This window comes from Dokdonella sp. (assembly GCF_036518555.1).
GTDB lineage: Bacteria > Pseudomonadota > Gammaproteobacteria > Xanthomonadales > Rhodanobacteraceae > Dokdonella_A.
The window spans coordinates 16,346-27,853 of the sequence record NZ_DATDMY010000077.1 but is presented as its reverse complement, the minus strand read 5'-3'; the positions used below and the strand labels follow the sequence as shown (position 1 = coordinate 27,853).

Genomic DNA, 11,508 nt, shown 5'->3' with positions numbered 1-11,508 from the left:
CGGTGACGAGGTCACTTGCCGACGCCGCTGCGACGCGCACGGCCCGCTTCACCCCGGACCGCGCAGGTGAGGGCAGCGTCCGCCGCCAACGGTCTCACGCGCGACCGCGGCCGGAACGGAACGGGATCGGCGCCGGGGGCGCGCCCGGTGCGCGCGGTCGCGCGCCGACGCGATAGGTGTTGCGTCCGGCCTGCTTGGCCTCGTAGAGCCCGGCATCGGCTTCGCGCAGGAGCGCATCGGCGTCGACCTCGCCGCGCGACAGCGCGATGCCGATGCTCGTGCCGACGGTGAGCGACAGCGGATCGACGACGATGTCGCGTTCGAACGCGGCCACGAGCTTCGCGGCGATCGCCTCGAGCGCGTCGAGCGACGCGACGTCCTCGACGAGGATCGCGAACTCGTCGCCGCCCATGCGCGCGGCGAGGTCCCCGGCGCGCAGCTCCGCCTGCAGGCGGCGCGCGAACTCGGCGAGCACCGCGTCGCCGACCGCGTGGCCGTAGGTGTCGTTGATCGCCTTGAAGCGGTCGACGTCGAGGTAGAGCACGCCGACCGTACCCGCACCGCGTCCGGCGCGCGCGAGCGCGGCGGCGAGCGCCTCGCGGAACTTCGTGCGATTGGCGAGTCCGGTCAGGGCATCGGATTCGGCGAGGTGCACGAGCTGCTGCTTGGCCCGCTGCAGCCGCGACACCTCGAAGATCAGCACGAAGAACCCGCGCACGCAGCGTCGCGCGTCGAGGTCGGGCACGCAGGCCGCCTCGAAGTAGCGGTGCTCGCCGCGGAAGTCGCACTCGGTCTCGAACGTGACCGCCTCGCCTTGGCGCGCGACGGCCATATGCGCCTTCAGCGCATCGCAGAACGCACGTCCGACCACGTCCGACAGCTGCCGGCCGACGATCCACTGCGGGTCGACGTCGAGCAGTCGCGCGAAGTAGGAATTCGCGAACGTGAAGCGTTCGTCCGTGTCCAGGTAGGCGACGACCGCGGGCACGTTGTCCGCGATGGCGCGCAGGTGCTGCTCGTTCCGCGCGAGCGAGCGCGTCAGGCGAGCGTTGCACATGAGCAGGAAGCCGAGCGTCGCCGCCATCGGGAACGTCGCGCCGATCGCGAACGCGACGCTCTGCATGGCTCCCGGCGCGAACGGTCCGGGCAGCTCGAATCCCGGCAGCAACGTGCGGCCGCCACGCAGCAGCAGGGCGATCGACAACGCGCTGAACGCGACCAGCGTGAGCAATCGGCTGCGCACGCGCTCGTGCCGCGCGACGAGCGCCCACACCGCCGGCGCGAGCTGCAGGCCGATGATCGCCGAGACGGTCGCTCCACGCAGGCGCAGGCTCGGTTCGACGTACGTGAAGTAGGTTTCGCAACCGACGATCGCGGCAACCGGGACGAACAGCAGCAGGCGACGCCGCGGCAGGCCGACGAAGTCGCGCACCGCCTCGACGAGCCGGCCGAACGCGAGACCGAGCAATCCATTGGCGACGACGATCGACAGCAGGTCCGGGATCGCGTCGCGCATCGCATACAGCATCCAGCCGATCGGCAGCAGCAGGATGCCGGTCGTCCAGAGACGGAGGCTTCCGCGCAGCGGTGCCGGGTAGTCGTGCAGGACGTAACGCAGGCTGACGCCGATGATCAGCGCGAGCATCGCCGCGATCACGATCGTCGATCGGATGTCCAACGCCATGGCTGGCCCCCTGCGAATCGCAGTCTATGCCTGTCAGCCAGTACGGTCCAGATCGCCGGCTGACCGGGGTTGCAGCGACTCCGCAGGTGCGGGGCAGGCGCCCGACCGATCCGCGTCCGACCGGCGGCGCCCCTGAAACGCGCCCGAAAGGCGCACCGCACGACACTGGCGGATCGATCCGTGGTCCGATGGCCAACCGGCCCCTCGGCGGACTTCGCTCGATCGCGCGGGGTCTGCAGCCTGCCCCACGCATCGACCCGCGCGCTGCCCCCGATCCCCGGAGCCCCACCTTGCAGACCCCTACCCCGGCGCCTCGCGCGCTGCGCTCGCGTTACGCATCGCTGGCGTGGTTCGCGGGCACGTTCCTCGTCGTCGAGTTCCTCGTCCGCCTCGCCCTGCTCGTGAAGACCGGCTCCGGCGTGCCGCTCGACCCGCTCTACTGGCTCTACGCGTTCGCAGTCGGCCTCGGCTACGACCTCGTCACGCTCGTCTACGTGGCGTGGCCGCTCGTTCTGTTCCTGTGGCTCGTGCCGCGTCGCCTGTTCGCATCCCGCCCGCTGCACGCACTGCTCGCCCTGCTGCTGCTGACCATGGTGTACGGGCTGCTGTTCGTGACCGCAGCCGAGTGGCTGTTCTGGGACGAGTTCGCGAGCCGGTTCAACTTCATCGCGGTGGACTACCTCGTCTATTCGCGCGAGGTCATCGGCAACATCCGCGCGTCGTATCCGGTCGGCAAGGTGCTCGCCGCGCTCGCGATCGTCGCGGGCCTCGCGGTCTATCTCGCGCGCCGCGCATGGCGCCCGCGCCCGGATTCGTCGAGCCTGCGCCAGCGCAGCGTGGTCACCGGCGCATGGCTCGCGCTCACGATCGTCGTCAGCTACGCCGTCGACGGCGAATACAAGAATTCGACCGCCAACGAGTTCGTCAACGAGCTCGCCGGCAACGGCGTCTACGAGTTCTTCTCGGCCTACCGCAACAACGAACTCGACTGGCAGCGCTTCTACCGCACGCTGCCGGACGCGACCGCGTTCGAACGCACGCGCGCGCTGCTGAAGACCCCAGAGGCCGAGTTCGTCGACGACGATCCGCGCAGCATCACGCGCGAGATCCGCAATCCGGGGCCCGAGAAGCGCCTCAACGTCGTCCTCGTGAGCGTCGAGAGCCTCTCCGCGACCTACCTCGCCGCGTTCGGCGGCACCAAGAGCGTGACGCCGAACCTCGATGCGCTCGCTTCGAAGAGCCTGTTCTTCACGAACCTCTACGCGAGCGGCACGCGCACGGTGCGCGGGCTCGAGGCGCTTTCGCTGTCGGTGCCGCCGACGCCGGGGCAGTCGATCGTCAAGCGGCCCGACAACGAGAACCTGTTCTCGCTCGGTTCCGTGTTCGGCGGCAAAGGTTACGATTCGATGTTCGTCTACGGTGGCTACGGCTACTTCGACAACATGAATTACTTCTTCTCGCACAGCGGCTACCGCACGGTCGACCGCTCGGACATCCCGCGCGACCAGGTCCACCATGCGAACATCTGGGGCGTCGCGGACGAGGACCTGTTCACGCTCGCGCTGCGCGAAGGCGACCGCGCGCACGCCGCCGGACAGCCGTTCTTCGAGCACGTCATGACGACGTCGAACCATCCGCCGTTCACCTACCCCGCCGGCCGCATCGACCTGCCTTCGGGCAAGGCCGGGCGCGCGGGCGCGGTCAAGTACACCGACTGGGCGCTCGGCGACTTCCTCGCGCGCGCGGCGACCAAGCCGTGGTTCGACGACACCGTGTTCGTCATCACCGCCGATCATTGCTCGTCGAGCTGGGGCCGCAGCGCGATCCCGATGAACCGCTACCACATCCCGCTGCTGATCTACTCGCCCAAGCACATCGAACCCGCGCGGGTCGACCGGCTCATGGCGCAGATCGACATTCCACCCACACTGCTCGGCCTGCTCGATTTCAGCTACACCTCGCAGTTCTACGGCTACGACCTGTTCAAGCTCGAGCCCGGACGCGAACGCGCACTGCTCGGCAACTACCAGAAGGCCGGCTACCTGCGCGGCGACGTGCTCACGGTGCTCGCGCCGAAGAAGCATGCGACGCAGAGCCAGCCGAAGTTCGACGACAGCGGCGACGCGACGCCGCTCGGCGTGCCCCGCCCCGAACTCATCGACGACGCGATCGCCTACTACGAGACCGCGAGCGAGCGCTTCAACCAGGGCCTCATGCGTACCGATGCCGCCCGCGCGCCGGCGCCGACGACCGCCGCACCGAACTGAATCGCCGGCCCCGCGCGGTCCGCCGGACGAAGCGGTGGTCCGATCCGGCGCAGCCGCCGGAGCTTGCCGCATGGGACACCGCCGGCCGCGCGGGTTCGAAGGCATGCCGCATGGCGCGCGTGCGCAGCATCGGCGTATCGTTGCGCGCGGAGGAACCGGCCCGATGGCCCCACGCGACGATCGCCACGCTGCACCGCCGAGCACGCTGCGCGCGGCGTGGGCGCGCATCAAGCGGCATCCGCTGTCGCGGGTCGGCCCCGGTCTCATCACCGGTGTCGCCGACGACGATCCGAGCGGCATTGCGACCTACTCGCAGGCCGGTGCGCAGTTCGGCTTCGCGATGCTCTGGACGATGCCCGTCGCGTTCCCGCTCATGGCCGCCATCCAGAGCATGTGCGCGCGCATCGGTCGCGTGACCGGGCGCGGCCTCGCCGCGAACATCAAGGCCGCGTTTCCCGCGCCGATCCTGCATGCCGCGGTGGTCCTGCTGCTGGTCGCGAACGTCCTCAACATCGCCGCGGACGTCGCGGCGATGGGCGAAGTCGCCGAGCTCGTGACCGGGCTCGACCGCCATGCGATGACCACCGTGTTCGTCGTGGCGACGGTGCTGTTGCAGGTGTTCGTGCCGTACCACCGCTACGTCTCGTTCCTCAAATGGCTCACGCTGTCGCTGCTCGCCTACGCGGCGGTCCTGTTCGTCGTGCATGTGCCGTGGCGCGAGGTCGTCGCGAGGACCGCCTGGCCGCGACTCGCGCTCGATTCCGCCGCGGCGACGATGGTGGTCGGACTGTTCGGCACGACGATCAGCCCGTATCTGTTCTTCTGGCAGGCCTCGGAGGAAGTCGAGGACCTGCGCCGCGACGGCACGTCGGACGCGCTCGTGCGCGACGGCGCCGCGGCCGGCGAGGAACTGCGCCGCATCCGCTGGGACACGTGGAGCGGCATGTTCTACTCCAACGTCACCGCGTACTTCATCATCCTCGCGACCGCGGTCACGCTGCACGCGGCTGGCGTCACGCACATCGACACCGCGGCGCAGGCGGCGAGCGCACTGCAGCCGCTCGCGGGCCGCTTCGCGTTCGTGCTCTTCTCGCTCGGCATCCTCGGCGTAGGGCTGATCGGCGTGCCGGTGCTCGCGGGCTCTGCGGCGTACGCGCTGTGCGAATCGATGGGCTGGACGTGGGGACTGGAACGGAAGGCGGAGGACGCGCGCGCGTTCTACGCGATCATCGCGGTCAGCGTATGCGCCGGGCTCGTGATCCAGTTCCTGCCGATCGATCCGATGCGCGCTTTGTTCTGGAGCGCGGTGATCAACGGTGTCATCGCGGTGCCGTTGATGGCGATCGTCATCCTGCTCGCGTCGAACAAGACGGTCATGGGCGCCTACACCGCAAGCCGGCCCGTCGTCGCGCTCGGCTGGCTCGCGACTGCGATCATGGCCGCCGCCGCGGTACGGATGTGGATGCCGGACTAGCCGCAGAGCGATCGCGACACTGGCCGCGCGTGGGCACCCGCGGTCGCTGGCGAGGGCCCGAGGCGGTAGCCGTGACTGCCCGTCGTCTTAGCCTCGTACAGCCCCCGGTCGGCCATCCGCAGCAACGCCTTGGCTTTGGCGCGCCCGCGCGCGAAGCCGATCCCGATGCTCGCTCGCACCTTCAACGCGAGCCCGCCGACGACGAAGTCGCCGTCGAGCGCGTCCAGCAGCTTCTGCGCAACGGCCTCCAGCGCCTCGACGGACGGGGCGTCCTCCACCAGCACGGCGAACTCGTCGCCACCAATGCGCGCGGCGAGATCGGTTTCGCGCACGCAGCCGCGCAGGCGGCGCGCGAACTCGCGCAGTATCGCGTCGCCGACCGCATGCCCGTACGTGTCGTTGATCGGCTTGAAGCGATCGACGTCGACATAGAGCACGCCGACGAGCGCCTGGCTGCGACCCGCGCGCGCCAGCGCGATGGCGAGCGAGTCGCCGAACTTCTTCCGGTTGGCGAGCCCGGTTAGGGCGTCGGATTCGGCCATTCGGGCCAGGCGCAGCTTGGCGAGATGGAGGCGCGTGATGTCGACGATGAGAATGAAGAAGCCGCGCACGCGGCGATCGGCGTCGAAGTCCGGAATGTAGGAGGCTTCCAGATGGCGTCGCTCGCCGCGGACGTCGCATTGCGTCTGGAATGTCGATGTTTCGCCGCGCAGTACCGCGGCCACGCGCGACTGCAGCCCCTCGTTGAGCGGCCCGAGCACGTCCGCCATGCGGCGTCCGACGAGCGAGCGCGACTCCACGCCGAGCAGGCGCGCGAGGTACGCATTGGCGAACGTGAATCGCCGGTCCGTGCCGACGTGCGCGACGACGATCGGCAGGTTGTCGGTGATCGCACGCAGGTGCTCCTCCTTGCGCGCAAGCGAACGGTTCAGCCGGTCGTTGCACATGAGCAGGAACCCGAGCGTGCCCGCGATCGGAAACGCCGCCCCCAGCGCGAACGACATGCTCTGCATGAACGACGGTGCAAACGGGCCCGGCAGGTCGAATCCGCTGACGACCTCGAGCGTGGCGCGCAGCAGGAGCGTGCACGACATCCCGGCGAAGGTGGCCGCGGTCAGCATCCGGCTGCGCCGTAGCATCCGGTGCTCGACCACGAGCGCCCAGACGGCCAAGGCGAGCTGTGCGCCGATGATCGCGGATACGAGGACGCCCCGCAGGCGCATGCTCGGAAACGCATACGTGAACACGCATTCGAGCGTCGCGATCGCCGCGACGGGCACGACGACGAGCGCACGACTGTGCGGGCGCCCGACGAAGACGCGGATGCCTTCGACCTGCAGCGCGAATGCGAGGCCGAGCAGCGAGTTCGCGACCACGATCGACAGGAAATCGGCAATCTGGCCGCGTAGACCGTAGAGCATCCACGCGGTCGGCAACGACAATGTGCCGAGCGCCCACAGGCGCATGCTCGGCAACATGCGCGGCGGGTAGTCGCGCATCACGAACCGCAGGCTGGCGCCGATGATGAACGCCAGCACGGCGGCAACCATGATCGTGGTACGGACATCCAGCATCATTGCGGGCCCTGTTCCCCCGACACCTTGCCCTACGCCGGACGCTAGCATCGGCATGGACGCTCCAGTTGACATGCATCAACGCGGCTCGCGCGCGGCCCAACGCGAGTCGATCCGCCGATGCATCGTCCGACCGTGGCCGTCGTCGGGATCCGTCATCGCGGCGCATCCGCGCGGATCCCGGACCGTCAGCCGGCGACCGCGGATTGTTGCCGCGAGCCGGTCGCTGCGCGCCGGGGCCAGCGCGACCGACGGCTGCGCGGGCACGATCGACGCCCTCGGATGCGGATGCCGCGACGCTCACGCGCCATCGAATCCATTCGCGAAGATGAGGTCGGGCCGCACCTGGACGACCACCGTGCCGAGGTTGGAGTCGGTGTCGCCGTCCCACGCGGCGTAGGTGAACGTGTCGGTGCCGGCACTCCCCGCCAGCGGACGGAACGTCGCCGTCGTGCCGCTGATGCTCACGGTCGCGCGCGCGGGCTGCGCCACGACGCGCAGCGCCAACGCGTCGCCGTCGGCGTCGTGCGCGACGAGCGCGATCGTCGTCGGCACGCCGGTCGAGATCGCCGCGACGTCTTCGACGACCGCGGGATGGTTCGGGTTCGGTGCCTCGTTCGTCGCGCCGTCGTGGCACGCATAGCAGCCGATGCGGAAGCCGGGCCAGAAATGCCGCGCGCCGAAGTCGGTCGCGAGCATGCGGTCGGCCTTGCTGTAGGACAGCACGCTGCCGCGATCGTCGGCGCCATGGCAGGCGCGGCATGGCGCGACGCCGTTCGCTTCGACGGCATCGGCATGCCCCGACACCCAAGCCTGCCCGACCGGGTGCATGCCGTGCGGTCCACCGCCGACCGTCGCGGGCTGCATCGCGTGGCAGGTCGCGCATTCGACGAGCACGCCCGCATGGCCCTGCAACGCGATGCTCTGCAGGTTGTCGTTGCGGTGCGAACTCGGGTACTCCGCATGGGTGGAACCGTGGCACCCCTCGCACTTGACGCCGCCGTGCCCGGTCGAGAAGCGGTACAGCGAGAAGCCGGGCGCCGGCGTATCGGGCGTCGTCGCGAACGTCGCGTCGACCGCGACGCGGCGTTCGCCATTGACGTCGTAGACGTTCGTGTAGCGGATCTGCCCGTTGTTGTGCACGGCGGTGCCGGTATGGCAGTTCTGGCAGTTCGGCTCGTCGAGCCAGCCGACGCGCGGCGCCGCCCCGACCTGGCTCATGCGGCCGTGGCAGCTCTGGCACTGCATCGCCATCGAACCGTCGGCGGCGACCGCATTGCCCATCGCCCCGCGCAGGCAGCGCGTCGTCGAACCGGGATGGCACGTGTAGCACGCCGAGCGGTTGGCGGTGTCCTCGAGCGACAGGCCCGACGACGGATCCGTCACGCTCGCGTGCAATGCGTGCATCGCGCTCGTCAGCGACGGCACGCCCCCTTCGCCGCCGGTGCCGAGCGCGTTGGACGCGTGGCACGTCGCGCAGAGGATCGGCTTGCCATGGAGCGTCACGGTCGCATGAAGCCCGGCGGGGTCGTAGCCATGGCGCGTCAACATCGCCGCGTAATCCGTGCTGCCGCCGCGCCGCTCGTCGTGGAGCAGGATCGCGTTGAGGCGATAGTCGCGCTCCGGATCGGGATCGTCGACCCAGCCGGCGGCCGGCCGGGCGGCCGGGCCGCTGCCCGACGCGTGGCAGGCCTTGCACGCCATCTCGTCCGACACGGGTGCGACGATGTCGGTCGACGCGAGCAAGGTCCCCGCGGAACTCGCCTTGATGCGGAACAACGGATACGGATTCTTCATCGACGCATCGTCGTACGGGGTGAGCGGCACGCCCTCGGCCACCCACCATCCGTTCGTGGCGTCATACGTCATCGGCTGGGGCACGTTGGCGGGCCCGGGCATCGCGATGCCCGTGAGCCCGGTATCGGGCGGCAGCGGATCGAGCAGCCCGAACAGCGACTGCGCGTACTGCCAGAAGTCGGACTTGCCGATCGAAGTGGTGTTGATCGATCCGCTCGGATCGGCCACGGCTTCGTAGGTCACGACATATCCGGCGCCGTTTCGCACGAGGTTGCCCGCCGGGTCCATCAGCTGTGCATGCAGCGTGTTGTACGGCGGCAGGATGGACATCACCGAATAGTCGGAGTCCATGCAGTGCATGCCGAGGTTGTTCCAGCCGGTGACGGTCCAGCCGCCGTTCGCGCCGTGCGCTGGAGGTGCCGCCGCAAGCACGAGCATGCCTAGGAGCAGGAGTCGCGTTTGCACGCGCATGATCACGGCCTTCCGTCGCGGCGTCGCAACGACGCTAGCATCGCGATGGAGGCATCCCTTGATCTGGGTCATGTCGACCCGCGAGGTGGCGCCCGCACGGGCCGGCGTCGCCGTCGCGCTTCCGCCCGGCGCGCGGGCAAGCCGGGTGCGCGCTGGGCTCCGCCGTGATGGGATTGCGCGCGCGATTCCGTTACAAGGGCGGATCGGCTGCGCGCTCGCGTCGCCGATCGCCTTCCGCTACCGCAGGGTTCTCGAATGGGACTTCCAAACTGGACGCGCGTGCTCCTGTTCGCCACCGCGCTGTCGCCGCCCGCGTTCGATGCGGGCGCGACCGAGCCGCCGGTTCGCGCCACGGTCACCCTCGCGCACACGGCAGACGCCACCTGGCGCGCGGAGTACCGACTGTCCGAGCCGGTCGACGCGATCGAACTCGGCCCGAAGATCGTCGAGTACCGGGCGACCGCGTGGTCGCCGAAGACCCCGGGCCAGCGGCTCGCGAGCGATGCGAACGGCGAATCGATCCGCGGCGATACGCCCTTCGACGAGGCGATGGTCGAGATCCGCGACTACGCGCCCTGGGCGCACGACCAGTACATCCCGATCGATCGCCACTCCGACGGGGGCCACGCGTTCTACCTCGGCCACCTGATGGGCACGGTGCGCCAGGGCGCACGCGAACGGAACCTCCTCGTCACCTTCGAGCTCGTCGGCCTGCACGGCGAACAGGTGCTGCTCGCGGACCAGGCGAACGACGACAAGGGCACCTACGCGTACTTCGGACCGCAGCGGCCGACGTCGGCGGGCGCGGTCCGCCTCGTCGTCGATCCACAGACGCCGGCGTGGATGCGCGCCGTCGTCGAGGACGGCGTCGGCCGGCTCTCGACGTACTACCAGCGCGCATTCGCGCGAACGTGGCATGCGCCACCGCTCGTGATCATCGGGGCGGGACAACTCGACGTGCCAGGCTTCTCGGTCAAGGGCGGCGCGCTGCCGGGCGAGATCGCGTTCAAGATCGCCGGCGAGCGAGCCAAGACGGAGACACCCGAGCTGCGCGCGATGTTCGAACAGCTCGTCGCGCACGAACTCGCACACGTCTGGCAGGGGCTCGTCCAACGCGGCGGCATCGGCGACAGCGGCGAGCCATGGGTGCACGAAGGCGGCGCGCAGGCGCTGTCGATCGCCGCGCTCGAGCGCAGCGGGGTCTGGACCGCCGAGCAGGCGAAGCGCTTCGCGGCATCGTTGCACGACGAGTGCTCGCGCATCGAAGAGGCGACAGCACGCGGCAAGCCCGACGACGCATCGCGTTGGGCCTACACGTGCGGGTACGAGCGCTTCCTCGCCTACCGGATCGACGCGACCGAGCTCTGGAAACGACTGCTCGCGGAAACGGAACGCTCCGGGGCACCCTACTCCGCGGCGATGATCGCGCGCGTCATTCGTGCGCGGCCGTAGCCGAATGGCTCCGGCGGCCCGCGCCCGCGCCGTTGCCCTTGCCGCTCGCGCGACCGGCCTGCGGCGCACGCACGCGCGCGGTCGTCGATCGCCTCGCAGCCGCGTCGCGACTCGCACGCTGGCTCGCGCCACGCAGCCAGAAGCCGATCGCGACGCCGATCACGGCGACCCCGACCAGCACGGCCGCAGGGCGCGATCGCGCCTGTTCGAGCGCGCCATGGCCCCAATCGGCCGCATGCCGGCGTGCCTCGCGCCAGGCGCTCGCCCCGGCCGCGCGTCCCATTTCCACCGCATCGAGCGCGGCGCTGCCGCCGATCGCTCGCGCGCGGCGCGCATGCAGCTGCATCGAACCCGCGCCCGCGCGCAGGTCGTCGGCGAGTTGCGCCGCGGTTTCGCGCAGGTCGCGTCGGGCCGCGGACGCTTCGGCGAGCACGTCGGCCGCGGCGGCTTTCATCGTCATCGGAATGTCGTGGAAGGTGGCGCGATCGCCATCGAGTGAAAGTCTGGACACGGCCGTTCTCCGCAGGAATCGTCCGCCGAACGGTGGCACCGCGTGTCTGTACCGCATCTGACGCACCTGGCGGGCGTCAGCCTCACCGTACAGGTCACCGTGCCCGCGCGCCGGCCTCGGCGGAACGCTAGCCGCGACGCACCGGCAACCGATTGATCTGGATCAAACCCCGACCGGCCGCGGCTGCGCGCCGGCCGCACGCAGACGCGTACGGACACTGACATGGATCAATTGCGCGCGGCGCGCACGCGTTACGGTGCCGAATCGCGCATTGCGGG

7 protein-coding genes are annotated in these 11,508 nt (G+C 70.0%); 3 read left to right on the top strand and 4 right to left on the bottom strand.

All coding sequences use genetic code 11. The features are described from left to right. Nucleotides 1-94 precede the first annotated feature (94 nt). Nucleotides 95-1,684 (bottom strand): GGDEF domain-containing protein, encoded by a 1,590-nt coding sequence (locus VI238_RS05020; protein WP_331649112.1) that lies wholly within the window; start codon nt 1,682-1,684, stop codon nt 95-97. A gap of 290 nt (nt 1,685-1,974) precedes the next feature. Here VI238_RS05020 and VI238_RS05015 point away from each other — a divergent pair, with 290 nt between their 5' ends. Beyond that, complete coding sequence (locus VI238_RS05015; protein ID WP_331649110.1) at nt 1,975-3,951, top strand: LTA synthase family protein; 1,977 nt, start codon at nt 1,975-1,977, stop codon at nt 3,949-3,951. A gap of 163 nt (nt 3,952-4,114) precedes the next feature. After that, entirely contained in the window at nt 4,115-5,425 is a 1,311-nt protein-coding gene (locus VI238_RS05010; RefSeq protein ID WP_331649108.1) for a divalent metal cation transporter, read from the top strand. Here the strand turns inward: VI238_RS05010 and VI238_RS05005 are convergent. Together VI238_RS05005 and VI238_RS05000 are read right to left on the bottom strand one after the other, a co-directional pair. Further along, on the bottom strand, nt 5,422-7,002 hold the full coding sequence (locus VI238_RS05005) for a GGDEF domain-containing protein (protein ID WP_331649106.1): 1,581 nt from the start codon (nt 7,000-7,002) through the stop codon (nt 5,422-5,424). The two genes, VI238_RS05010 and VI238_RS05005, sit on opposite strands and share 4 nt — an antisense overlap. Nucleotides 7,003-7,299: 297 nt before the next feature. Next, nucleotides 7,300-9,267 carry an Ig-like domain-containing protein gene (locus tag VI238_RS05000; protein WP_331649104.1) on the bottom strand — a complete coding sequence of 656 codons (1,968 nt, stop codon included), beginning with the start codon at nt 9,265-9,267 and terminating at the stop codon, nt 7,300-7,302. Between the two features lie 255 nt (nt 9,268-9,522). Between VI238_RS05000 and VI238_RS04995 the strand changes: the two genes are divergently transcribed. Next, a complete protein-coding gene (locus tag VI238_RS04995; RefSeq protein ID WP_331649102.1) occupies nt 9,523-10,719 on the top strand; it encodes a hypothetical protein in 1,197 nt (398 codons plus the stop codon). Here VI238_RS04995 and VI238_RS04990 read toward each other — a convergent pair. Next, nucleotides 10,700-11,230, bottom strand: a complete 531-nt coding sequence (locus tag VI238_RS04990; RefSeq protein ID WP_331649100.1) for a hypothetical protein — start codon at nt 11,228-11,230, stop codon at nt 10,700-10,702. The two genes, VI238_RS04995 and VI238_RS04990, sit on opposite strands and share 20 nt — an antisense overlap. Nucleotides 11,231-11,508: the final 278 nt, after the last annotated feature.